The organism is Desulfospira joergensenii DSM 10085 (assembly GCF_000420085.1).
In the GTDB taxonomy this organism is placed as follows: Bacteria; Desulfobacterota; Desulfobacteria; order Desulfobacterales; family Desulfobacteraceae; genus Desulfospira; species Desulfospira joergensenii.
The window spans coordinates 2,084,933-2,108,092 of sequence record NZ_ATUG01000001.1; the positions used below are offsets into that span (position 1 = coordinate 2,084,933).

The following is a 23,160-nucleotide window of genomic DNA, read 5'->3' on the forward strand; positions in this document are numbered from 1 at the left end:
AATGAAAAGAGGTTCCGGAAGGGAATCCGTCACGAAATCAATATCTTCTTCAGATCTATCCCGTATTTTTTCATCCGGTTCCAGACGGTGACCCGGTTGATGTTCAGCAGTTGAGCCGCCCGGGTCTGGTTTCCGTTTGTCTGCCTGAGGGCATCAATCAATTCTTTTTTTTCATCTGGAGACCGGTCCTGGCGCGGCAGGGAGAAGCTCCTTTCGGATTCTTTGGAACGGATAATATTTTTCGGCAGGTGAAGGGGCTGGATGATCGAATCGTCTGTGGTGACAAAGGCATACTCCATGGCATTTTTCAATTCCCGGACATTTCCGGGCCAGGGGTATTTCATAAACAGGTCCATGGCATCATTGCTCACCCCGGTGACCCTTTTCTTGCCACTCTGGTTCAGGCTGTCCATGAAGGCGTTGACCAGCAAAGGGATATCTTCTTTTCTTTCCCGTAAGGGGGGAATCAGGATGGGGATGACGTTGATGCGGAAAAACAGATCCTGGCGGAACTCCTTTTTCCGGATCAACTCTTCCAGGTTCTTGTTTGTTGCCGTTATGATTCTCACATCCGCCCGGATGGGAGAGATATCCCCCACCCGCTCAAACCGGCCGGACTCCAGCACCCTGAGCAGTTTGGTCTGGAGGGACAGGGGCATGTCACCAATCTCATCCAGGAAAAAATCGCCCTTGTTGGCCGCCTCAAACCGGCCGATCCGGCTGTTGTATGCCCCGGTGAACGCCCCCTTGGCATGGCCGAACATCTCGCTTTCCAGGACAGAGGCATTCAGTGCGGCGCAGTTGAGCTGGATAAAGGGGCCCTCCTTTCTTGCACCGCAAAGATGGACGGCATTTGCCACCAGTTCCTTGCCTGTTCCGCTTTCCCCCAGGATAATGACCGGAGCACTTGAATCCGCGGTTTTCCGGACCATATCAAAGACAGATTCCATTTCCCTTGATTCCCCTACCATGCCGAAGAAATCACTCTCCAGGTGGCAGTGCCTGGACAGGATATGGACTTTTTCATCCAGGCGCTCGATCTCGGATATATCGGTAAGGGTTTCCACAACCCCCAGCACATTCTGATCTTCATCCTTTAATACGGATGCATTTTTCAGTACCGGAAGAAAACTGCCGTCCTTTCGCTTGAGCAGGCACCGGCATTTTTTCATGTCTTCCTGGCCCGGCTCAAACAGCTTGCACCAGACCGATTTGATTCCGGTGTCCAGGGTCTGTTCACAGGCATCACAGCCCAAAAGCTGGCAGGACATGCCGATGGCCTCTTTGGAGGAATATCCGGTCAGGGATACAAAGGCCTTGTTCACCATTAAGATGGTGCCTTCGGGCCCAATGAACATCAAGCCGTCATTGATGGTGTTGACGATCTTTTTCCAGAAAATATTGATCTCTCGCTCTTCCATGGTCTTTGCTCCGAGTCAATTGTTTAAACACATGTTTAAATATAGTTTAACTTAAACATATGTTTAAATACAATGTAACAATCCTCTTGTCAATCTCTGCCTGCCATCCCAAAATCCTCTTTAAAACCGTACTCTTATAAATTTAAAAAATTCCATTTCCCGGGGCACGCCCATTGCAACTCCATCCATTTAAACCTTTTTTGGGAGGCAGAATGACGGCAAAAATTGCATTGGACCTGCGGGGGGTCATTTTCCCCCTGGACCTTCTCAAGTGCAAAAGCCGCCTTCAATCCATGAAAGAAGGGGAGGTTCTTGATCTCATTTTGGGAGATGAAGATGTGGCCCGGGATTTGATCACCATTGTCCAGAGATCAAAGGACCGGATCATTTACAACCATAAAAAAACAAACCATATCTGCCTGGGCATTCAAAAGGGAAAACGGTCCGGGCAATAGAAATGAAACGGAATGGAAAAATTTCACAAATATTTAACCTGAATTGGGAGGACCAATGCAACTCAGTAGACGGAGTTTTTTTAAATTCATGGGTGCTGCCGGCGCATCTGCTGCGGCCCGGCCCTCAACTGCTCTGGCATGGGAGTCCAAGGCGCCCCCGGATCCATATGGGTGCCTTGTGGACCTGACCCGGTGTGTGGGCTGTAGAAAATGCGAAGAGGCCTGCGCAGGAGTCAACAAGCTGCCGCCGCCGGAAAGACCGGATTGCCAATGTACGATTTTTGAAAAAAAACGGAGGCCCGATGCCAAGGCCTATACCGTGGTCAACCGGTATTTCACAGGAAAGATAGACGGCTTTCACAACCCCTCCCCCACCTTTGCCAAGGTCCAGTGCATGCACTGCCAGGACCCGGCCTGCGTATCCGCCTGCATTGTGGGGGCGCTGACCAAGGATGAAACCGGGGCGGTCCGGTACGATGTGAATAAATGCATCGGATGCCGGTACTGCATGGTGGCCTGTCCCTTTGAGATTCCGGCCTATGAGTACTTTGATCCCATTACCCCCAGGGTGATGAAATGCACCTTTTGTTACGAAAGGATATCCAAGGAGGGGGGCCTTCCCGGATGTGCCGCCATCTGCCCCACGGAAGCCCTGACCTTTGGCAAGCGAAAGACCCTGCTCAAGGTGGCAAAAAAAAGGCTCAAGGAAAACCCCGGCAGATATATCAACCATATATACGGAGAAACAGAGGTGGGCGGAACGTCCTGGATCTACCTTTCTGAAGTTCCCTTTGACAAGGTCAACCTTCCGGTCCTGCCGGATAAACCGTCTCCCAAGCTGTCGGAAACCATCCAGCATTCCCTGTTCAGCTATCTGTGGTCTCCCCTCGCCCTTTTCGGCGTCCTGGGCATATTCATGTACGGATCGAACAAAAGCGCTGAAAAGAAAAAGGAAACCGCCAAGGAAAAAGGAGGTCCGGATGCATAAACCAAGTCCCCTGCGAAAAAAATTCTGGACCCCGGGCGTTCTGGTCATGCTGGTATTCATGATGGCCGGAGCCGCGGCCATTATTGCCCGGTTTACCGGAGGCATCGGTTACGTTACCAATTTGACCAATGCCAGACCCTGGGGCCTCTGGGTCGGGGTGGACGTTGCCACGGGCGTGGCCCTGGCTGCCGGCGGATTTATCACTGCGGCCCTGGCCCATATCTTCGGCCGCCGTTTTTACGAACCCATTACCCGCCCTGCCCTGCTCACAGCCGTTCTGGGCTACACATTTGTGGTCCTGGGCCTTCTGGTGGACATCGGCCGGTCCTGGGCCATATGGAAACCCATGTTCAACTGGAATACCAATTCGGTCCTCTTTGAAGTGGCCATGTGCGTGATGGTATACCTGAACGTGCTCTACATTGAATTTTTCCCCATCCTTGCCGAGCAGTTCAAGGGAAGAGTGAGTCTGCCGGGTCCCCTGGCCGGGCTCAACGGAATGGTGGAGGGGATCCTTGCCATTGGTGACGCCGTCCTGGACAAGATCATGTGGATCTTCATCATCCTGGGCGTGGTCCTGTCCTGCATGCACCAGTCCAGCCTGGGCTCTCTCATGCTGGTGGCCCCCACCAAGCTCCACCCCCTCTGGTATACCCCCATGCTCCCGCTCTTTTTCCTGACTTCGGCCTTTGCCGTGGGATACCCCATGGTGGTGTTTGAAACCACCCTGGCCACCTCTTCCTTTAAACTCGATTCCGAGATGAACATCCTGGCCCCCCTGACCCGGATCACCATTTTTCTTCTGGGAATCTATATGCTGCTTAAAATCAGCGATCTTTTTGTCCGGGGAACCTGGGTTTACCTGCTGGACGGAACCCACCAGACCAATTCATTTATCGTGGAAATGGGTTTGGGAGTGATCCTGCCCTGGTTCATGCTCCTCTTTGAAAAGGTGCGGACTTCCAGAAGAGGAATTTTCACGGCGGCCGCCCTTATCGTCGGCGGTGTGGTCCTGAATCGGATCAACGTATTTATCGTCGGATATAAACCGCCCCTGAGCGACAACGGATATTTCCCGGCAATGGGTGAAATGCTGGTTACTTTCGGGCTCATCGCAACTTTAATGTTTATCTACAGGATCGCCGTAACCTATCTGCCGGTCCTTCAGGGATCCGAGGAGTTGTCTTCATGATCAAAAAAATAATTTTCCTGGCCGGACTGGTTCTGTTTGGGGCATCGCCATGTCTGGGAGCCCGGGCCTGGAAGGCTCCGGACCAGGAAAAGGCCAGGGAAAGGGCCAAGGAGATCGTCCCCTTTATCAAAGAGTACAAGGATGACTGCCGGATCACCCGGAGAATCTGCCTCATGGATGCAGGCATCTCCCTGGATGACGCCACGGACAACTATTTTCTCCTGGACAGCCCCATCATCAAAAAACGGGAAGACCATTACGAACCGGTAAGGTTTGCCCACAAACGGCATGCGGCACTGATCCAGGACTGTACCAAATGCCATCATTTCAGACCAAAAGATGAAAACGCCCTGGAAACCACCCGGTGTTCGGCCTGTCACCAGGATGCATTCAATCCGGACCACCCGGAGAGAATCGGTCTTAAGGCGGCCTACCACCAGCAGTGTATGGAGTGCCACATAGAGGAAGCCAAAGGTCCGTCAGACTGCAAAGGGTGCCATTTGAAAAATGTTCCGGATCACAGGGAGCTGGTTAGACTGCCGGACAATGCCGATCCCTTCCAGGTAACCGCAGAGTGCCTGCGGTGCCACGAAACCCAGGGAGAGGATATGCTCAAGACGGCCCACTGGCTCTGGAGGGGCCCCTCCCCATATACCACGGGCCATAGAAAGGACATCCTCCACGGCAAGGGCACCACAGCCGTGAACAACTATTGCATCGCCTTGCCCAGCAACGAACCCCGGTGCACAAGCTGTCACGCAGGATACGGATGGAAGGACAAAAACTTTGATTTCACGGACAAGACAAAAATTGACTGCCTGGTCTGTCACGACACCACGGGCACTTACAAAAAAGACCCGCCCGGCGCCGGTATGCCCAAAAAAGAGGTTAACCTGAAAAAGGTGGCTGAAAATATCGGCCATTCCAGCCGGGCCACCTGCGGATCCTGTCACTTCAACGGCGGAGGCGGAGATGCCATCAAGCATGCGGACATGTCCCGCCAGCTGCTCCAGCCGGACAGGAGCTGTGACATTCACATGGGAGGATACGATTTCACCTGTACCGAGTGCCACAAAACCCGGAACCATAGGATCAAGGGCAGAAGCAGCTCCGTGCCCGCTGCGGAAGGAACGGTCTCCTGCCAGGGCTGCCATGGGGAAACCCCCCATTACTGCGGCAGCCTTCTGGACCACCATCTGAACGACCACGCCAAAACCCTGGACTGCAATGTCTGTCATTCCCCGGTGTTTGCCAAGTGCAAGCCCACCAAGACCTTCTGGGACTGGTCCAAGGCCGGAGATAAAAAACGGAAGGTCAAGAAAGACAAGTACGGCAAGCCCGACTACAATTGGAAAAAGGGAGAGTTCAAATGGGAAGAGTCGGCCCTGCCCGATTATCAATGGTATTCCGGCTTCATGAACCGGGTCCTCATGGGGGAAAAGGTGGATCTCAATGCCGATGTCATCAACCTGACCCGCCCGGTGGGCTCCATCAACGACCCCGGTTCCAAGATCACTCCCTTTAAGATCATGAAAGGAATCCAGGCCATTGATGCGGACCATGAGTATGTCCTGGTCCCCCATCTCTTTCCCCGCAACAAGGAAGACAAAACCGCATACTGGAAACACCTGGACTGGGAAAAAGCCTTTGCTGACGGCATGGATGCCGCGGGTCTTGAGTACAGCGGTTCCTATAAGTGGAAGGAGACCTGGATGTACTGGCGGCTGGAACACGAGGTCATGCCGTCTGAGATGGCCCTGTCCTGTGTCCAATGCCATGAAAGTCTCAAGGGTGAACAGACCTGCAACAGATGTCACCAGGACAAACGGAATGTGGATTTCAAAAAAATCGCCCACAAGGGCACTGATTTTTCCTATATGAAATCCAAGGGAAGGGATGTGGGACACCTGATTGATAAAACCGATTATATCAACTTTAAGGCCCTGGGTTACAAGGGAGATCCCATTATCCACGGCGGCCGGTTCAAAAAGCTGCCCATGGGATATGCCGGGCCCAGTGAATAATTACACCCCAGGCCCGGCCCCGGACCTTCCGGGATGCCGGGCCATTCCAATTGAGGATGTTTGTACCCATTTTAAAAATACGGAGGAGAACACCGAATGAAGACTTTGATCGTCTATTCCACCCAGAGCGGCAATACCCTGAAACTTGCCGAAACGATATTTGAGACCCTTGACGGGGAAAAGGATATGCTTCCCGTTGATCAGGCCCAGGAAACAGAAGGATATGACATGGTGGCCGTGGGTTTCTGGTTCATGGCCGGAAAGCCCGATCCCAAATCCCAGGAGTTCTTGTCCGGGCTGAAAAGCGGCACCCGTCTCTTTTTATTTGCCACCCACGGGGCGGCCAGGGATTCCGACCATGTTAAAACCTGCATTCAGTATGCTGCCGGCCTGACAGACAATGCAGACATTGCAGGTGTATTCACCTGCCAGGGAGAGGTCAATCCCAACGTCCTTGAAAAAGTGAGTCAAAAAGCCGAACCCCCGGCATGGCTCAAAGATGCATCGGATGCCGTGGGCCACCCGGATGAAGCCGATCTCAGAGACCTTGCCGGGATGATCAAAAAACTCTGAAACCGATATTGCCGGTCCGGTTGCCAAACCTCACCCCTGTCACGCCGGGGTTTGATCATGGAAGGAAGTTTCCAGGGGCAGTCGGATGACGAAATTGGCCCCTTTTCCCGGCTGGGAGTAAACCGCCAGGGTGCCCCCATGGTTTTCGGTGATGATGAAATAGGAGATAGAGAGGCCCAAACCGGTTCCCAGGCCGATGGGCTTGGTGGTAAAAAAAGGTTCAAAGATCCGTTTGGCAGTCTCCTTGTCCATGCCCGGCCCATTGTCCTGGATTTCGATTCTCAACATTTGGGCAGCAGGTTCATGGCAGATCCGTATCACAAATTCAGGCGGATTTTTACCGGCCTGTTCAAACATGGCCTGGGCTCCGTTCTTCAGGATATTCAGCAGAACCTGCTGGATTTTGCCGGCCTCGCAGAGGATCTGGGGCAGGTCCCGGCCGTATTCTTTTTGAATGGTGATATTTTTAAAATCATAATGTTTTTTCAGGTCAAAATCCGTGGCCGCAAGGGTCAGCACATTTTCCATCAATTCCACTGGATTATGGGTGGAAAAGGAAGAGTCCCCTTTTCTGGCAAAACTGAGCATATTTTCCACAATGGCGGCTATTCTGGCGCCTGAGGTTTTAATGGCCTCAAGTATCTTCGGGACTTGTCTGCGGGCCATGAAAGCGGCAATCGCTTCCATGGTGGTGCCGGATTCCAGGGCCGCCTCAATATTGACAGGCATGTCCGGCCGGGTCAGACGATTGGTCAGCACAGTGGCACTCTGGAGCATTCCGGCCAGGGGATTGTTGATTTCATGGGCCATGCCGGCGGCAAGCCCGCCGACAGACATCATTTTTTCCGACTGGATCAGCATTTCCTGGGCTCTTTTTTGATCTGAGATGTCCCGGACAGTGGCCTGGACAAAATTTTTCCCCCCGATATTCATCCGGGACAGCAGCACACTGGCATCAAATTCCTGGCCGGTGGATTTACAATGGCGCCACTCAAAATAGCGAGCCTTGCTTTCCATGACCATATTCACCAGCTTGACCGCTTTTTCAAAGGAGGGTTTCCCGTCCGGCTGAAACTCAGGGGAAATGTCTGCGGGATTCAACAGCAGGAAATCCTCCTTGGTATCGATGCAGAAAAGGGTTAAGGCGGCAGGGTTGCAGTCCAGGATCTCCAGATCCATATTGATCAGGAAGATGGCATCCATGGAAAGTTCAAACAAATTTCTGTACTTTTGCTCACTTTCCCTGCGCCTGACAATATTACCCGCCAGGGTGACGACCAGGAGGATCAGCACGAGTATAAAGACGCAGGCAGACCAGATCAGCAGTTTGTGGCTCTGGTAAAAGGAGGGGGGCTGGTTGATGACAACCGCCTGGGCCGGGAGATCAGAGGATTTGAATCCATGGTGTCTCAAAGCCTGGTAATCCACCAGGATGGTGTTGGGGCTTTGTTCGTGGATGGCGGAAATCCGGCCGGTGTTTAACAGGTCAAGGCATTGTCTGGCAACGGTTCTGCCCTGATCCCGGGCATTGACCATGTTGCCGCCCACAACACCGGTGTTCAGGTAATGGTCCCACAACCCGTAAACCGGTGCCCGGGACCGGCTGGAGATGAGCCTGGCTCCCATCTGGTAGGAGTAAAAGGTCCCGTCGCTGTCCTGGTTAAAGGCAATCAGCAGGACAGCATCCTTTCTACCCAGGGTTTCCAGAAAGGGGAACAACTCCCGGCTGGAGAGGCGGTCCTTCCAGATCACCTCCTGCTGGAAGCCTGACAGGATCGGTTCGGTTTCTTTTTTGATCTCCCTTGCGGTTGCCGACATACCGGTGACAACAATCAACCGCTCCAGGTCCGGCTGCAGGTGGAGGATCAGCCGGATGGTGCCGGCAGGGTCGGTCTTCTCCACTACACCGGTGACCCTAGGGCCCAGCTTCTCCAGCATCTGGGGATGAAAATTGTTGATGCCGCAGAAAAATAAGGGCACATTTCCGAACAGGTCCCTGTGAACGCTCTGCATAAAGATCAGGGCGTTGTTGTCCGAGACGATAATGGCATCCGGAGGATCATGACTGTATTTTTCTTCCAGAAAACGATGGAAAATGGGGGCCATGACTTCCAGGGGCCGTCTTTTTGTGTCCAGGAATTCGGACATCACCTGGACATCCTGGCCCCTGGAGAATTCATCCCGGATGGCAGCGTCAACCCCGTCCGTCCAGATAAATCCCTTGTGGTAGGAATGAATGACCAGAACCCGGGACAGATCTTCTGCCGCGGCACGGGAAAAAAATAGACTGCCTAGGAGAAGGGGGATGCACAAGGTTTGATATACTAGCTTTTTCATTGACAGATTTTTCCCTTTGGGCATTACTAGTAATAATACAATTGTCTGTTTACCATAAAGATATATATGATATCCGGCTGCCAGAGCAATTAAAAATTACTATCTTCCAGAAAATGAAAGGACAAACTCCCTATCATTCAATTGAAAGAATTGATGGATGAATCTTCCCCATCCTTTTGCGGTCCTGATAATCTTGATTCAAAAGGATTATAGACAGATCGCCATTCTGAAATCAATTTTACTGGTTAGGCCGGGTGCAAAGATCCGGCTTTCAATTCAAAGGCTTCCCGGCTCCGGCCGCTTCCGATAATGGCCACCAGATCTTCGGCCATCAAAACAAGGCCGGCATCGGGATTGGGAATCAATGTGCCGTCCCGGACAACACCCACAACCGATGCCCCGGTGGTCTTCCGGATTTGGCTTTCGCCAATTGACCGGTTGACCAGAGAACTGTCCCGGCTCAACCGGATCCATTGCAGATCAAATTGCTGTTCAGCGCCCCGAAGCTGGCTCAGGGTTCGATAGTTTTCATTTGAATTGAAAAATGCCGCATAGAGCTCCTGCCGGATGGCATCCGTATGCCTTTGAACATCCGCCGGCGGAATCATCAAATGAATCAGGGACTGGCGGGTCATTTCAAGACTGGCTTCAAACTCGGGCAGGACAACCTCTGACACTCCGAGATTGCGCATCACATCGAAATAATCCGGACCGGCTGCCTGCACCACGATATTGAGTTCTTCATTCTGGCCTTTGGACTGAACAATGGCCAGCCGGGCAGTGACCAGATCCGGCAGGGTCACTATGAGAAGGGATGCTTTTTTCACCCCTGCTGCTTCAAGGACAATGCTCTGGCTCGCATCCCCGTAAACCACGGCCATGCCGCTGGTCCTGGCAATTTCAAACCGCCTGTGATCCAGTTCGATAATGACAAAGGATATGTTCAAGCCTTTTAATATCTGCCCGATCTGGGAACCGATCCTCCCGCCTCCGATGATCACCACATGCCCCTTGAAGCCCTGATCCGGGATGTTGGAGGTTTCCAGCTTTTCATGGCGGAACCATTGTTTTTTGAGCGCATATATTTTGCCTGTCTGTCCTGAAATCAAAGGGGTGAGAACCATGGATAAAATGGCTGCGGTCAGAACCAGGGTGTAAAGGTCATTTCCGATGGAACCGGTGGATACCCCCACCCTGGCCAGGACAAAGGAAAACTCCCCGATCTGGAAAAGGCCCAGCCCTACGGCCAGGGGGATGACGTTCCGGTAATGGAAAATGTATGAGACAAGTGCAAAGATAAGTCCCTTGCCAAGGCACACGGTAAGAACCAGGAAAAGGACTTCTCCGACATGGTCCAAGAGAAAAGCCGGATCAAAGAGCATCCCGACGGAAGAAAAGAACAGCAGGCCGAAAAGATCCCGCAGGGGGATCACATCGCTTAAGGCCTGGTGTCCGTAATCGGATTCGCTCAATACCATTCCGGCAACAAAGGCGCCAAAGGCGAAAGAGAGCCCGGCCAGATGGGTGATGTACCCGATGCCCAGGCCGATGGCGGTAATGGCCAGTAAAAAAAGCTCCCTTGAACCGAGTCTGGCGATATAAGACATCAGCCGGGGAAGATACCGGGTTCCGAGCAAAACCATGGCCACCAGGAATCCAACGGCTTTCAAGGCGGCAAAGCCGAGGGCGGGCAGGCCTACGGCCGGATCATTTAACCGGGGAAGGATGATCATCATCGGAACCACCGCCAGATCCTGGACAATGAGCATTCCGATCATGACTTTGCTGGACAGGGTTCCCAGCCAGCCCTGATTCATTAAGGTCTTGAGGATGACCATGGTACTGGACAGGGAAACCAGGGCCCCCAGCCACAGAGAAGACTTCCAGTCCAATCCGATCCAATGACCGATGCCGAATCCCAGCCCCAGGGTCAACGCCATTTGAACGGGGGTTCCGATCAGGGCAATCCGTCTGACCGGCTTCAGGTCTTTCAGGGAAAATTCCAGTCCCAGGGCAAACAATAGAAGTGCAATCCCGATTTCGGCAAGGAGTTCAATTTCATGGATGCCGGATACGGTCAACCCTCCGGTATGGGGGCCGAGAACAATCCCGGCCGCGATATATCCAAGGATAAGGGGCTGACCCAGCCGCTGCATGGCCAGACCGCAGAAAAATGCAGCCACAACGATGAGGATGATGTCCGTGGCTATGCCCAATTGTCCTCCTGATTCCCCGGGGAATCCATTTTCAAATTTGCCCGAACAGGACCAAAGCCGTTGAATCGTTTTTTACACGGCACTCCCTCTCTTATAGTAAAGTTTTGCGGATTTAAAAAGTTCTCTTTTCAGGACTGACCTTCATGAACCATCCGGTTGCCGGGAATATCGGACATCCATTTTTCAATTCCCGCCCCCACCATCAATATCCAGGGCAACCATGACATGCTCACTGAAACCGGGGGTGCCGGTGCCCCGGATATACTTTATCCGTGTCTCTATCTTTACCGGCGGAATGGTTTTGTCCGGATAATAAAAGGTCATGGGGACCAGGGAGCCTTCCTTGAGACGGGAAAGGGCTTTGGAATTTTTCTGGACCAGTGCAAACAGCGGTTCTGCCTCTGTACGCCTCAGTTTAAACTGGAAGAAAATCCCGGGGGTTTCCAGCCTGAACGCGGCACTGGCGTATCGGTTTGGCGGGTCTGTTGCTGTCATCTAAAAAAGGACCTCCTTTGTAATGGTATTTTGTCTATCCCTGGCAGATAGCAAACAGCATGCCATTTCTTCAATGCCTTAAAATCATTTGCCTATCCTGGAAACAGGGCCTGCCTTCCATTGATCCGGGTTACGAAAACAGCAGGTCGGGTTACGATTTTTGCACACGGACCGGCCGGCTTTTTAAAGTTGAAAAAAACGAAACCCGGATGAAAATCTTGTAACTATTCCGGCCGGAAAAAAAGGCCTCTATTTGGATAATATTTTTAAATACAGACACTTATAACCATGGCACACCCCTTGCTCTTTAGGGAGGCACTGGAGTCAAAGCCCCAGAAAACATCTTAGGAAAGGAGTTAGAACCATGAATAAAAAAACCGTATCCATTGCCATTCTCCTGGCCGGTCTTGTCGGGATGCTGACCTTTGCCTGTGAGGAGAAAAACTCAGTCTCCTCCGGGGACAGGGTCCAAAATCCCGGGGAGGATACACCGGAGGCCGTAGTCGGTCTGGAGATGTACGGGATGCTGGAACGATCCGATTCAGGAGAACTGGTTCTGGTCGATGGCCAGGACCGGTATGACCTGAAATGCGATTCAGATGTAACCGACCTCATCGGAAGACAGGTCAAGGTGATCGGCACCTTGAAGACAGATGGCTCAGACCGTTTTATCCAGATTGTTCAGGCAATTGAAAACCCTGGCAATTTAACAGAGTAAATCAATATAGAGGAGACAAAACATGAACTCTAAAAAAACCCTTACCATTTTAATCACTTCAGCCATGATCGCCATGGGATCCCTGGCATCTGCCCAGGACACAAACACAGGAACCGTGCCCAAGCCCGCAGGAGAACAATCCGTTTCCCGGGTTCAGGTGAAAGGCGTTATCGAAAAAACGGCCAAGGGCGTCACCCTGCTGGACGGCGAAAACACCTATTTGCTCGAATGTGAAGAGGATCTTGGTTCCTTTGCCGGCAAGACGGTTATGGTGACAGGGGACGGCTATACCTCTGATGCCGGAATGGTAATACTTGTCCGGCAGATCTCGGAATTCAAGTAAACCCGATTCTGCATACTGACTCCATATGAGAAAGGGCGGTCCGTAAAGGGCCGCCCTTTTTTTATGCCTCCCGGCTCCTATCGATAGAGACCCGGGTCGATCTTGTACTTTTTGACCTTGTAATGGATGGCCCGTTTGCTGATGTTCAACAGGTCGGCGGCTTTTTTCTGAACCCCCCGGGTCTCTTTCAATGCCCGGATAATGGTGTTTTTTTCGCTCTCTTCAATGGAAAAGGCCGTGCCCGGTGCTTCTGCCCCTCCCCTTTCAAGGGTTTCAATCTGGAGGTCCCGGGGTTCTATGGTTTGGTTTTGGCAGAGAATGGCACCCACCTCCACCACGTTTTTCAGTTCACGGATATTGCCGGGCCATGAATGGGTGCACAGCAGGTCCATGGCATCTGCAGAGAACCGGATTTCCCCATCTTTTGCGGCACTGCCGGCAAAGAAGGCGGCCAGTTCGGGGATGTCTTCCCTGCGTTCCCTCAGGGGCGGAATGGTCAGGGAAATGCCCTTTAACCGGTAGTAAAGGTCCTGGCGAAAGGTTCCGGCCTGGATATCCTCCATGAGATCGGCATTGGTGGCCGAAATCACCCGGCAGTCCACCGGTGTCTCGCAGACCGAACCCACCTGCCGGATCTGCCGGTCCTCAAGGAACCGTAAGAGCCGGCACTGCATGTCATGGGAGATGTTGCCGATCTCATCCAGGAAAAGGGTGCCCTTGTCTGCCGCCTCGATAAGACCGGTCTTGTCCTTCACCGCATGGGTAAACGCGCCTTTGACATGGCCGAAGAGTTCGCTTTCCAGAATGCCGGCAGGGGTGGAACCACAGTCCACGACCACGCAGGCCTGGTTTTTCCGGGCGGAATGTTCATGGATGTACCGGGCAATGCGCTCTTTTCCCACACCGCTTTCCCCGAGAAGCAGAACATTGACCTGGGTCGGGGCCACTTTCTTTACCATGTCAAACAGGGCTTTCATGGCCGGGCTTTCTCCCCAATAATAATCCCCTTCAAACCCCTCGGGACGGGCCGTGGCTGCCTCTTTTTTGCAGAGGGCAAGGATCTGGTTAATTTTTTCGATGAGTTCCCTGCCGTCAAAGGGTTTTGAAATATAATCCACGGCGCCCAGCTTGATGGCATCCACGGCATCGGGGATGGTGCCGTAAGCGGTCAGGAAGATGACCGGAAGATCAGGAAGGGTTTCCCGGATCTCTTTGAACAGCTCCATGCCGCTTTTCCGGGGCATTTTTACGTCAGAGACCAGAAGATCGACAGGGGTCTGTTTAAGGATGCGGGAGGCGGATGCGGCATCCCCGGCCTGGAGAACCCTGAACCCTGCTGCCGAGAGCCTTGTCTCCAGCACTGCCAGAATATTGGGGTCATCGTCCACGACCAGGATCTTTTGGGGGGTCTTCATGATGGATTCCTCTTTTCCTGAAGTTCCTGGTCAATGCGCTCAAGCACCTGGATCTGGTGTTTCAGGCGTTTGATGGCCTGTTCAAGGGTCTTGATTGTCTCAACGGAACTCTTTTTCTCCAGACCGAGCCGGAGGAGCTGATCTGCCTGGTCTTTTTGTTTTTTTTCCATGAGCCGGAACCCGTGATCTGCCGCAAGAATCAAGAGTTCAGGATCCTGGCTCCTGAACCGGTCCCCGGATTCACGGGAAAGGGTTTTCAGGGCCTCTAAAAATGAAGGGACGTCTTCTGCCGCTGCCATGTCGACACAGGCCAGACCGTAAATCCCTGCGTTTACGGCCTTGGGGTTTTGGGTCTGGGCGGCCAGGGCGAAAAACCTCTTTTTTGCCCGGGGCCAGTCCCGGGCAAAAAAAGCCTGGGTGGCCAGATTCAAATGCCGGTCTCTTTGACCGTAAAGTCCGGTGACAGTGCATCCGGTCAGCATCACTCCCAAGACCGGGGCAAACAGGCAGGCCCAAAGGCCCATGGTCCAAAATCCCTTTAAACTATATTGAAAGTGCATGATAAAAAGCTCCTTGGTGTCAGGCGTTTTTTACACAGGGCAGGGAAAAGGAAAAGGTACATCCCCGGTCTCTGTTGTTCTTGACAAAAATGGTTCCCCCGTGGGCCTGGACAATACGCCTGGCAATGTTCAGGCCGAGTCCCACGCCGTCTGCGTGGTCCCGGACCTCCTGGGTCCGGTAATATTTTTTAAAAACCAGGCGCTGTTTTTCCCGGGGAATCCCCGGACCTGCGTCTGAGATGTTAAACATGAGGTGTTGGGCCTCCAGGGTTAGAAACAGGGTGATCCGACTGTTTTCAGCGGAAAATTTGATGGCGTTGTCCAGGAGATTGATCAATACCTGGAGGATTTCCTCGGGATCTCCCATCACCTTGGGGGCCTCTTCCATGGGGGTGAAAGAGACATTGACCCGGGCAAGTTCAGCCCGGCCGGCAAGGCGTTGCACCGTTTCCCGGATGAGATGGTTGGGCTCCAGGGGCAGGATCTCCCCCGGCCCGGTGTCCAGGCTGGCCGTGTCCAGAAGGCGGTTCAGAAGATTGGTGATCCGGGCGGTTTCCTTACCGGCAATGGATAAAAATTTCTGCTGCTGCTCATTTACCGGGCCCAGCACCTCTTCAGACACCAGGTTCACAGACTCCCGGACGGATGAGAGCGGGGTCCGGATCTCATGGCTCAGGGTGGCGATGAAGTCGGAACGGATCTCCTCATCCGCCTTAAGCTGGCGGCTCATGTCGTTAAAGGCCTGGGTAAGCTCTCCGAACTCATCCCTGGACCGAACCGGAATCAGGTGATTGTAATTGTCATTGGAAACCTGTGAAAGCCCTGTTTTTAACCGGTTCAGGGGAGCCAGCATGGACCGGGTGATAAAGAGGACCCCCAGGAGGCCGACCATGATGGAGATGCCGAAACCGACCATCCCGTTGCGGACGATCAGCCGGCTTAAGGTGTTGATCCGGATCAGGGCCTGGTCGATCCGGGTCTGGTTCTCCTTTCTGGCCGTTTCAATGTCAGCCGTCCACTGGGGAACCCGGCCCGCTCCCTCCCACCCGTCTCCGGCGGCGAGCATCTCCTTTTTCGGCCCGGGCCGGATATACTGGCCGTATGCGGTATTCAAGTCCGGCCAGGGCGGTTCGGGATTCAGGCTCAGGATGTCGGCAATGGCCTCAATATACCCCTTTCGTGCCCTTTCAAATCCGGTAAAATAGAGGTCTTTTTTCAATAATCTGAGTTTTTTTCCATTGACGTCCATGTCCACCAGGTTGTCCTGCATTTTTTTGGATAATGCGGCAATCCGGTTGTTCACGCCTACGATGCGGGCCGACCGGGCCGACATCTCCCTGACCTTGAAAAACAGGTCAAATACGGTACCGTAAAAGATCAGGATGAACAGAAAAAATAGTATGAACAGTTTTTTTGCAATTCCCAGTTTCATGGCCTGGCCGTTGTATTGGTTGGGCAGAGCCTGATAGGCCTTCTCCCGGCAGGCGGGCGTGGGCTGTCAGGGGCTGCCGAAAACCCGTAGCTTTCTATCATTTACCCCGGGCAAAGTCAAACTTTGCCGGGTTGATTCGCCCGGAACCTTGCTAACGGCCGCACAATTTTATCCCACAGATACGGCTTCCGGGTTCTGTAGAAAACGGCCGATATTCTTCTTCCTTGGGAGAGGGGGGACGGGATGGCAATCAATTAATTTTACTCATTTCGCATTTTAGGTTGTAGAAGTTTTTCATTTTGTGATATCCAATCAACCGGATATCAATCGTTCAAAAATCAAAAAGTGGAAGCGGGCCTGTGATCTATACATATAGTTTCTTCCTTTCTCTGGCGGTTTTTCTTTTGGGATTATCCCATCGGTTCATTCAATTTTTCCGGGTCTTCATCGGGCCCAAGGAAGAGGCTTTTTCTTTCCTGAAAAGGATTTCAGGCTTTTTCATCGGGGGGTTGGGAATCCTGATCTCCCCTGTCCGCCTCTTCCGTTTGTTCAGATCCCTGATTCTCGACGTCATTCTGCAGGTCCAGCTGCTTCGCCAGGATTTTCTCAAATGGATCATGCATATGTTTATTTTTTACGGATTCACAGGACTTGTTCTCTTCCATGCCCTTGAAGGCTTTATCAGCGAGCCCCTGTTTTCCGACTATGCATCCACCCTGAATCCCTTTATGACGATGAGAAATGTTCTGGGTGTCATGGTCATCATCGGGATTGCCATTGCCATGGGACGCCGGCGAAAAATATCAGGATTGCGCCTGATCAGTAAAAAACCGGATTATATCGCCATTGCTCTTCTCGGGATCATTATCTTTTCCGGATTCCTCCTTGAGGCAAGTAAAATCGTTTCTTCTGCCGTGTTTGACGAAATGATGGTGGATTGGGGAGACATGATCTATGAGGAAGAACTTCCGGCCTTAAAGGTCTTCTGGCAGGAAGAGTTTAACGTGGTTTTCCCGGGGGAGGTCCTCCAGGTAACTCCTGGGGCACTGGAAGAGGGGGAAACCCTCCATGACGACAATTGCATGGGCTGTCACTCCAGACCCCAGTGGGCCTTTGCCTCCTATGGACTCTCTATGGGCCTAAGGCCCTGGGCCAGGTTCTTCAATGAACACCGCCTGGATACTCTGATATGGGTTGTTCATTTTATCAGCTGTTTTGCGGGACTTGCCTACCTGCCCTTTAGTAAATTCCTCCATATCCTGACCAGCCCCGTCAGCATTCTGACAAACGGAATTTCAGGCCAGCTCATAAAACGGCCTGAAAACAAGGCAACCCGGAGGGCCTTTGATATCCAGGCCTGTACCCGGTGCGGCACCTGTACCCTTAACTGCTCGGTGGGGCCGGTTTACCGCATTATCTCCAACCCCTATATTTTCCCCTCGGAACGGGTGGAAAAAATTCGGGAGACGGCCACAGGCGATCCTTTTGATCCGGAATCCGGGCGCTCATTTACCGAAGGTTCCTTTATCTGCACCGAATGCAACCGGTGTTCCCAGCTTTGCCCGGCCGGTATGGATCTCCAGGATATCTGGATTCAAACCCGGAATCAGCTCGCCCGGGAGCCCTCACCAGATCCCATGGCCGGACTCAGGACGGACAGGGTCCGAAAAGGCCTTCTGAGCCCCCGGGACAAGGTCATCCCCATCGCCTCCGGCCAAAAGAATCCGGATCTGGACCTTCTGAAAAAATCCCTTCCGGCCCAGACCTTTTCCTATTGCTATAAATGCCGGTCCTGTACCAATTCCTGCCCGGTTGTTTCCCTGTCAAAGGATCCCCAGGCCTTTGGCACGGCCCCCCACCAGATCATCCACAGTCTCTCCCTGGGATTGATGGATAAAGCTTTGAACGCCCCCATGATATGGGATTGCCTGACCTGTTATCAATGCCAGGAAAGCTGTCCCCAGGGAGTCCGGGTCACGGATATCTTCTATGAAATGAGAAACATCGCCTACAAACAGGAATATCAATCATGAAATACGCATTGTTCCCAGGATGCAAAAGCGGGTTTTACCTTCCCCGGTACAAGACTTCCTCCAGCGCGGTTCTGTCCGCCCTTGGTATCGAATTGAAAGAGCTGGAGTTTAACTGCTGCGGCTATCCCATGAGGGATAAAGACCTGATGTCCTTTCTGCTGCTGTCCATTAGAAACCTGGCCATTGCCGAAGAAAAGGGGTTGCCCATCCTGACCCTGTGCAAATGCTGTTTCGGGGCCTTGAAACATGCCGACCATTTTTTCAAGAACGATCCGGACAAGAAAAAGATGATCACCGCTCTCCTGAAAGAAGAAGGCCTTTCCTATGGAGGAACCACTCAAATCCGGCACATATTAACGGTATTGGACATGGAAGGCGAAACCCTGAAAAAGCAGATCAAAAAACCCTTGAAACACCTGAAAATCGCCCCCCATTACGGATGCCATGCCCTGAGACCCTCCAATATCACCCAATTTGACGCCCCCCACGCCCCCCATATCTTTGAACGGATCATCCGCCTGACCGGAGCCGAGCCCCTGGAATGGTCCAGGCGCCTTGAATGTTGCGGAGATCCCCTTCACCAAAAGAACAGACCCATGTCCCATACCATTCTCCGGCAGAAAATGGAGAGTGCAAGGCAGGCCGGCGCAGACATGATCTGCTCAGCCTGCAATTATTGCCAGCTTCAATTTGACAATCCCCCCGGCCCGGCCGCCCAGGAGGAACTGGAAAGCCCCATCCCATCCATCCTGGTTTCCGAATTGCTGGGCCTTGCCATGGGAATGCCTGGAAAAAACCTGGAAATTCCTGCCCCGCTCCGGGCAGTCCGGGGGCATGGATACTCTTTTTAAGTCCTGCTCCATTCCAATACGGCGTCTTCCAGTCCTGCCTTTTTGGAAATCAATGTTGGTCAGCTTTTATAAGTCCTTGGTCAGCTATGTGACAAATTGAATAAAAAAATTTGCATACCATTTCAGATGATGTTAATGATTTCATCATTGATAATATAAATATTTATGCAGATCTGGTTATTCTTACCTTTTGGATGTTATCCCGTTAGATGAGTGAATATGAAAGATAACGGAAATCACGGATCAATTTATGTCCTTGGAATTTGAATATGAAAGCTTTCGATATGCCTGAAATTTTATTCCATGAAACAGACAATGCTTGTGCATTATGTGGCGCAAGAGGAAGCGAAATATTAACAATTCATCATATTGATGAAAATCGAGAGCACAATCACTATGATAATTTGATTGTGCTATGCCATAATTGCCACAATCCTTATCATGACCCGAATAAGAACATTCCAACAAAAGAGCAAGTTTTTGGGAGAAAAAGAAGCTTAATCCATAAGACAGTTACAACGTTTGGAATAAATGCTCTAAAAATTGCAAAACGAAATAACTTTGGGGTTATTGCATTCCCGTATATGCTGTATCATTTATGTGAACTGGGCTATATGAAAAAAGAAGAGACTCAGATGGGATACGGGAAAATTGAAGATGCCACTTCTAGATTCTCAATTACAGAAGGTGGCATTAACCTTCTGAATAAATGGTTTTTGCCATAACCATTTGCTCCACCAGATTCGGGCCAAAAAGCGGCCATCTCTGGTGAGCAATACGTTCTGCAACGAAGAGAAATGATCACTATATACAAAATATTTGAAATATACGGTATCAATCCAGCCACGATAAAGCTGGTTCGTCATGGGAATAAAGAAATTCCAATTTATGAGACGTTTCTAAACAATATCAAGCGGCTCGAAGTGTATCAGAGCTTCCAGAATCCAAATAAATTTGGTAAATCCAAAGCGATCGCTGTCTTTGCCCCATATTATAAAACGACCGGTATTTTTCTTGGCCTGTGGGACATTCAAGGGTGCATAGCAAATTCAAGTTTTACCAAAGAAACTATGGTTCTCTTGAAAGAGCACAATTTGCCGGCTGACTGGTTCAACCATGCCGTAAGATATGATTTAAGAAGAAACAATATTCTCGATGATTTATCGGAACGATTAATCATTGAATGGGGAGCAGCAACTGTCGCATGGGTTCAAGCAAAAGATAAAGAAGTTGTAGAAATAAAAGGGAAAAAATCAATCGGAAATTTTCAATCCTTCAGCTTAGTGGACTTGAATTATCAAGACCTGAAAAATTTAATACAATTCCCAGACACAAATCTTACTTGGTTGAAGGCATTATCTTCCGTTAATGGCGTTTATCTGATCAAAGACAAGACATCTGGGAAGCTATACGTCGGCTCTGCATATGGTGACCAAGGTATTTATGGTAGGTGGTCAACCTATGCTAAAAGTGGTCATGGAGGTAACTCGGAATTAAAGAGTTTAGATCCATCTGCATTCCAGTTTTCAATCCTTGAGATAGTCCCAGCCACCACAACAGTTGATGGGGTAATAGAATGTGAAAATAGGTGGAAAGAAAAACTTGGTACCCGACAATTTGGACTAAATAAAAACTGATGCATGGCGTTAAAATTACACTTAACAACATAAAAACCTTCCCGAAACAAAATGTCATAGTGGGCAGCCAGGTCCTGGCCGTCAGCAGCAGTTGGTTTTGTATCGATTAACGGGAAAAAAAGATGACTATCATTGAAAATTCTTTGGACAGCCCGGAATCAGCCCTGAAACGGATTCTGGATGACAGGCGAAAGGATTCGGGCAACGGACTGCAGATTCCTGAATCTGAGTTCCTCCATTTTTCCCGTGGATTCGTCCGTCGCCGCTATCCGGCAAAACAAACTCTGATCAGGGCCGGAGAGATTTGGGATAAAGTATTTTTCATCCACCGGGGTATCATCCGGCTCTTTTATGTGGGTGCTTCCGGCCGGGAGTTCAACAAGGGACTTTTTCTTGAAGGGCAATTTCTCTGGCCTGTGGCTCCGTCCGCCCGGGTGGAGAATAGCCTGTTTACCATCGCAACCCTGGAAGCGGTCGAGGCCTCTGTCTGGGGATTTGAGCCGTTTTGCCGTTGGCTCAATCGCCAGGGCATTTGGGAACACTTTGCACTGCCCCATGCTGAGGCCCTGGCCGAGGAGAAGTTCACAAGGGAATACGAGTTCCTCATGCATACGCCACAGGAGCGGTATCTTACATTTTGTAAGGAAAATCCTGTCCTTGCCGAAAGGCTCCCTGCCTATCACCTGGCCTCCTATCTCGGAATGACCGACGTATCCCTGTCCAGAATCAAATCAAGGATAAAAAATACCTCAAATTAACCCGTGTTAATGACGACCGGAAGATTTCAGGTAGACTCCTGTGCATCGATAACCCGTAATTAGTACAGGAGATGTTATGATTACATTCAAAGGAAAAACCGCCGTTATTACAGGAGGGAGTGACGGCATCGGATTCGCCATTGCCGAGACCTTCGCCGCCCATGGTGCGGATCTTGTCATCGTAGGAAGAAACCCGGACAAGTTGGTGGAAAAGGCCCACGGCCTTACCCTGAACGGCACCCATGTTCTGCCCGTGGCGACGGACATGGCACAGGAGGGAGCTGTGGAAAAAATTTTTCATGCCGTCGAAAAACAGGGCATCCGGGTGGATATCCTGATCAACAACGCCGGGATCGCCCGGTTCATTCCCTTTTCCAAAACGTCGGAGGCTGATTTCGACCGGCATTTTTCCTTGAACGTCCGGGTACCATACCTTTTGACTCAGGTATTTCTGGGCCATCTGACCGCGACCCGGGGCAATGTTATTAACCTGTCGTCCTACTTTGCAAAACGCATGCTTAAGGACCGGCCGTCCACGGTCTACTCCGCCACAAAAGGGGCGGTGGAATCCTTCACAAGAGCTTTGGCCTTCGAACTAGGACCTTTGGGCGTCCGAATCAACGCCATTGCTCCGGGAACCGTTGCCACACCACAGGTGGCATACAATTATGGCCGGCTGGATGATGGGGCAAAAAATCGGTTCGATGCCATGATCCGTTCGATCTATCCCTTGCAGCGTATAGGTGCGGGAGCGGACGTCGCGAAAATGGCCCTGTTCCTGGCCTCGAAAAATGCTGCATGGATCACCGGCGGCATCTTTCCGGTAGACGGAGGTCTGACCACGAACTGAGCTTTCTTCGTTCGTGGCGGTACAGTCCAGCAAATTGAGGCCAGTGGCACCGAAGTGGTCCCCCAGCTTGGCTACGAAATTCCGAGGACATCCATGATAAGTATTGTCAAGCGTTATCGTGTTCACAACCCCACATAAGTCTATTATTGACCATTTTCAAACCAGGCCCGGGCAGAACAGAATATTAACACCATTGTTTCTTATTCCACCATCAAAAGAACATAGCGATCCATGGATTGTGTCGGTTCTGTTCTGACAGCGATCGGATAACCCAATTTTTTGAAGGTGGCGTAAACATCGACCGCAAAGGCTTCGGGCGCGGGGCGGGCCCTTTCCGGCTGATTGCACAGGGACCGCTCCATCTTTTACACTCCTTGCACAGAAGGCAGCCCCCGAACAAGAGGAAAAAAGCCTTTTCAAAGCCGGATAGAAAAACTTTTTGTTCGAGTCTGCTTAATTTCAAGGTCATTTTTTTGTACCATGCAAACCGATTTTCCGGAATGTCGAATTGTACCTGGATATGAAAGAGAACCGCATGTTTGTACTCTTTAAAAAATCGTTCGCATTCAGGCACGGACAGGGTGTTGGGTGGACACGCCGCCTTCCGGCCGTAATTGGGGCACCCGAATTTGCATTTCACCCGGACCCATTGGGCCACGACAATCTCTTTCGGGTCAATCCATTTGTAATCCGTAAGACCATGCTCTTCAAACAATGTTTCAACATCAGAGAAATTCTGTTTGCTCTCAATCATTATCCTTTTGCCTCCTGGATCCAGCGGTGAAAGATGCCCCCACCTCTGGTCTGAAAAAGTAAACATCCGTCCATTTTCCACAAAGCGGATCATTATAGGGGTTTTTTT

The 23,160-nt window shown here is 51.4% G+C and carries 21 protein-coding genes and 1 pseudogene; 13 read left to right on the top strand and 9 right to left on the bottom strand.

Annotated features, from left to right (window positions below; all coding sequences use genetic code 11):
* Nucleotides 1-29: 29 nt before the first annotated feature.
* On the bottom strand, nt 30-1,421 hold the full coding sequence (locus tag F608_RS0110645) for a sigma-54 interaction domain-containing protein (RefSeq protein ID WP_022665623.1): 1,392 nt from the start codon (nt 1,419-1,421) through the stop codon (nt 30-32).
* Between the two features lie 212 nt (nt 1,422-1,633).
* Here F608_RS0110645 and F608_RS0110650 point away from each other — a divergent pair, with 212 nt between their 5' ends.
* The 5 genes from F608_RS0110650 to F608_RS0110675 all read left to right on the top strand — a co-directional run bounded on the left by F608_RS0110650 (nt 1,634) and on the right by F608_RS0110675 (nt 6,653).
* Nucleotides 1,634-1,876 carry a sulfurtransferase TusA family protein gene (locus F608_RS0110650; RefSeq protein WP_022665624.1) on the top strand — a complete coding sequence of 81 codons (243 nt, stop codon included), beginning with the start codon at nt 1,634-1,636 and terminating at the stop codon, nt 1,874-1,876.
* 55 nt (nt 1,877-1,931) lie between these two features.
* Complete coding sequence (gene hybA, locus F608_RS0110655; RefSeq protein WP_022665625.1) at nt 1,932-2,864, top strand: hydrogenase 2 operon protein HybA; 933 nt, start codon at nt 1,932-1,934, stop codon at nt 2,862-2,864.
* The gene (gene nrfD / locus F608_RS0110660) at nt 2,857-4,056 is read left to right on the top strand and encodes an NrfD/PsrC family molybdoenzyme membrane anchor subunit (protein ID WP_022665626.1); all 1,200 of its coding nucleotides are present in this window, start codon (nt 2,857-2,859) and stop codon (nt 4,054-4,056) included. The genes hybA and nrfD overlap by 8 nt, the downstream gene beginning before the upstream one ends.
* Nucleotides 4,053-6,080, top strand: a complete 2,028-nt coding sequence (locus tag F608_RS0110665) for a tetrathionate reductase family octaheme c-type cytochrome (protein WP_022665627.1) — start codon at nt 4,053-4,055, stop codon at nt 6,078-6,080. The genes nrfD and F608_RS0110665 overlap by 4 nt, the downstream gene beginning before the upstream one ends.
* Before the next feature lie 96 nt (nt 6,081-6,176).
* Entirely contained in the window at nt 6,177-6,653 is a 477-nt protein-coding gene (locus F608_RS0110675; RefSeq protein ID WP_022665629.1) for a flavodoxin family protein, read from the top strand.
* A 39-nt stretch (nt 6,654-6,692) separates the two neighbouring features.
* Here F608_RS0110675 and F608_RS34645 read toward each other — a convergent pair whose 3' ends face one another.
* The 3 genes from F608_RS34645 to F608_RS0110690 all read right to left on the bottom strand — a co-directional run bounded on the left by F608_RS34645 (nt 6,693) and on the right by F608_RS0110690 (nt 11,701).
* On the bottom strand, nt 6,693-8,990 hold the full coding sequence (locus F608_RS34645; RefSeq protein WP_022665630.1) for an ATP-binding protein: 2,298 nt from the start codon (nt 8,988-8,990) through the stop codon (nt 6,693-6,695).
* A 245-nt stretch (nt 8,991-9,235) separates the two neighbouring features.
* Complete coding sequence (locus tag F608_RS0110685) at nt 9,236-11,206, bottom strand: monovalent cation:proton antiporter family protein (RefSeq protein ID WP_022665631.1); 1,971 nt, start codon at nt 11,204-11,206, stop codon at nt 9,236-9,238.
* 183 nt (nt 11,207-11,389) lie between these two features.
* Nucleotides 11,390-11,701 (bottom strand): hypothetical protein, encoded by a 312-nt coding sequence (locus F608_RS0110690; protein ID WP_022665632.1) that lies wholly within the window; start codon nt 11,699-11,701, stop codon nt 11,390-11,392.
* 364 nt (nt 11,702-12,065) lie between these two features.
* Between F608_RS0110690 and F608_RS0110700 the strand changes: the two genes are divergently transcribed.
* Together F608_RS0110700 and F608_RS0110705 are read left to right on the top strand one after the other, a co-directional pair.
* Nucleotides 12,066-12,419 (top strand): hypothetical protein, encoded by a 354-nt coding sequence (locus F608_RS0110700; protein WP_022665634.1) that lies wholly within the window; start codon nt 12,066-12,068, stop codon nt 12,417-12,419.
* Between the two features lie 22 nt (nt 12,420-12,441).
* Nucleotides 12,442-12,762, top strand: a complete 321-nt coding sequence (locus tag F608_RS0110705; RefSeq protein WP_022665635.1) for a hypothetical protein — start codon at nt 12,442-12,444, stop codon at nt 12,760-12,762.
* 77 nt (nt 12,763-12,839) lie between these two features.
* On the opposite strand, the gene F608_RS0110710 is transcribed toward F608_RS0110705, so the two are convergent.
* From F608_RS0110710 to F608_RS0110720, 3 genes are read right to left on the bottom strand one after another with little or no spacing between them, the layout of a single operon-like run.
* Nucleotides 12,840-14,177, bottom strand: a complete 1,338-nt coding sequence (locus F608_RS0110710) for a sigma-54-dependent transcriptional regulator (RefSeq protein WP_022665636.1) — start codon at nt 14,175-14,177, stop codon at nt 12,840-12,842.
* Nucleotides 14,174-14,737 carry a hypothetical protein gene (locus F608_RS0110715; protein ID WP_022665637.1) on the bottom strand — a complete coding sequence of 188 codons (564 nt, stop codon included), beginning with the start codon at nt 14,735-14,737 and terminating at the stop codon, nt 14,174-14,176. The genes F608_RS0110710 and F608_RS0110715 overlap by 4 nt, the downstream gene beginning before the upstream one ends.
* Before the next feature lie 19 nt (nt 14,738-14,756).
* Complete coding sequence (locus F608_RS0110720; protein WP_022665638.1) at nt 14,757-16,169, bottom strand: HAMP domain-containing sensor histidine kinase; 1,413 nt, start codon at nt 16,167-16,169, stop codon at nt 14,757-14,759.
* 404 nt (nt 16,170-16,573) lie between these two features.
* Here F608_RS0110720 and F608_RS0110725 point away from each other — a divergent pair, with 404 nt between their 5' ends.
* From F608_RS0110725 to F608_RS0110750, 6 genes are all read left to right on the top strand, one after another.
* Nucleotides 16,574-18,202: a 4Fe-4S dicluster domain-containing protein gene (locus F608_RS0110725; RefSeq protein ID WP_244154263.1), complete on the top strand. Its 1,629-nt coding sequence runs from the start codon at nt 16,574-16,576 to the stop codon at nt 18,200-18,202.
* A complete protein-coding gene (locus tag F608_RS0110730; RefSeq protein WP_022665640.1) occupies nt 18,199-19,053 on the top strand; it encodes a CoB--CoM heterodisulfide reductase iron-sulfur subunit B family protein in 855 nt (284 codons plus the stop codon). Before F608_RS0110725 ends, F608_RS0110730 begins: the two co-directional genes overlap by 4 nt.
* A gap of 269 nt (nt 19,054-19,322) precedes the next feature.
* Complete coding sequence (locus F608_RS0110735) at nt 19,323-19,778, top strand: HNH endonuclease (RefSeq protein WP_022665641.1); 456 nt, start codon at nt 19,323-19,325, stop codon at nt 19,776-19,778.
* Nucleotides 19,779-19,850: 72 nt separating this feature from the next.
* Entirely contained in the window at nt 19,851-20,690 is an 840-nt protein-coding gene (locus F608_RS34650) for a GIY-YIG nuclease family protein (RefSeq protein ID WP_022665642.1), read from the top strand.
* Nucleotides 20,691-20,812: 122 nt separating this feature from the next.
* The gene (locus F608_RS31485) at nt 20,813-21,448 is read left to right on the top strand and encodes a Crp/Fnr family transcriptional regulator (RefSeq protein ID WP_022665643.1); all 636 of its coding nucleotides are present in this window, start codon (nt 20,813-20,815) and stop codon (nt 21,446-21,448) included.
* A gap of 76 nt (nt 21,449-21,524) precedes the next feature.
* Nucleotides 21,525-22,298 (top strand): SDR family NAD(P)-dependent oxidoreductase, encoded by a 774-nt coding sequence (locus tag F608_RS0110750; protein WP_022665644.1) that lies wholly within the window; start codon nt 21,525-21,527, stop codon nt 22,296-22,298.
* 200 nt (nt 22,299-22,498) lie between these two features.
* On the opposite strand, the gene F608_RS36900 is transcribed toward F608_RS0110750, so the two are convergent.
* Nucleotides 22,499-22,660: a DUF2284 domain-containing protein gene (locus F608_RS36900; protein ID WP_244154264.1), complete on the bottom strand. Its 162-nt coding sequence runs from the start codon at nt 22,658-22,660 to the stop codon at nt 22,499-22,501.
* 41 nt (nt 22,661-22,701) lie between these two features.
* A pseudogene (locus F608_RS37350) lies at nt 22,702-23,145 on the bottom strand (DUF2284 domain-containing protein); the annotation flags it as partial.
* Nucleotides 23,146-23,160 lie beyond the last annotated feature (15 nt).

What these genes read in the sequence shown, in the direction of transcription:
- F608_RS0110645 (WP_022665623.1), bottom strand. Translation starts at nt 1,421, where the DNA reads ATGGAAGAGCGAGAGATCAATATTTTCTGGAAAAAGATCGTCAACACC.
- F608_RS0110650 (WP_022665624.1), top strand. Translation starts at nt 1,634, where the DNA reads ATGACGGCAAAAATTGCATTGGACCTGCGGGGGGTCATTTTCCCCCTG.
- hybA (WP_022665625.1), top strand. Translation starts at nt 1,932, where the DNA reads ATGCAACTCAGTAGACGGAGTTTTTTTAAATTCATGGGTGCTGCCGGC.
- nrfD (WP_022665626.1), top strand. Translation starts at nt 2,857, where the DNA reads ATGCATAAACCAAGTCCCCTGCGAAAAAAATTCTGGACCCCGGGCGTT.
- F608_RS0110665 (WP_022665627.1), top strand. Translation starts at nt 4,053, where the DNA reads ATGATCAAAAAAATAATTTTCCTGGCCGGACTGGTTCTGTTTGGGGCA.
- F608_RS0110675 (WP_022665629.1), top strand. Translation starts at nt 6,177, where the DNA reads ATGAAGACTTTGATCGTCTATTCCACCCAGAGCGGCAATACCCTGAAA.
- F608_RS34645 (WP_022665630.1), bottom strand. Translation starts at nt 8,990, where the DNA reads ATGAAAAAGCTAGTATATCAAACCTTGTGCATCCCCCTTCTCCTAGGC.
- F608_RS0110690 (WP_022665632.1), bottom strand. Translation starts at nt 11,701, where the DNA reads ATGACAGCAACAGACCCGCCAAACCGATACGCCAGTGCCGCGTTCAGG.
- F608_RS0110700 (WP_022665634.1), top strand. Translation starts at nt 12,066, where the DNA reads ATGAATAAAAAAACCGTATCCATTGCCATTCTCCTGGCCGGTCTTGTC.
- F608_RS0110705 (WP_022665635.1), top strand. Translation starts at nt 12,442, where the DNA reads ATGAACTCTAAAAAAACCCTTACCATTTTAATCACTTCAGCCATGATC.
- F608_RS0110710 (WP_022665636.1), bottom strand. Translation starts at nt 14,177, where the DNA reads ATGAAGACCCCCCAAAAGATCCTGGTCGTGGACGATGACCCCAATATT.
- F608_RS0110715 (WP_022665637.1), bottom strand. Translation starts at nt 14,737, where the DNA reads ATGCACTTTCAATATAGTTTAAAGGGATTTTGGACCATGGGCCTTTGG.
- F608_RS0110720 (WP_022665638.1), bottom strand. Translation starts at nt 16,169, where the DNA reads ATGAAACTGGGAATTGCAAAAAAACTGTTCATACTATTTTTTCTGTTC.
- F608_RS0110730 (WP_022665640.1), top strand. Translation starts at nt 18,199, where the DNA reads ATGAAATACGCATTGTTCCCAGGATGCAAAAGCGGGTTTTACCTTCCC.
- F608_RS0110735 (WP_022665641.1), top strand. Translation starts at nt 19,323, where the DNA reads ATGAAAGCTTTCGATATGCCTGAAATTTTATTCCATGAAACAGACAAT.
- F608_RS34650 (WP_022665642.1), top strand. Translation starts at nt 19,851, where the DNA reads ATGATCACTATATACAAAATATTTGAAATATACGGTATCAATCCAGCC.
- F608_RS31485 (WP_022665643.1), top strand. Translation starts at nt 20,813, where the DNA reads ATGACTATCATTGAAAATTCTTTGGACAGCCCGGAATCAGCCCTGAAA.
- F608_RS0110750 (WP_022665644.1), top strand. Translation starts at nt 21,525, where the DNA reads ATGATTACATTCAAAGGAAAAACCGCCGTTATTACAGGAGGGAGTGAC.
- F608_RS36900 (WP_244154264.1), bottom strand. Translation starts at nt 22,660, where the DNA reads ATGGAGCGGTCCCTGTGCAATCAGCCGGAAAGGGCCCGCCCCGCGCCC.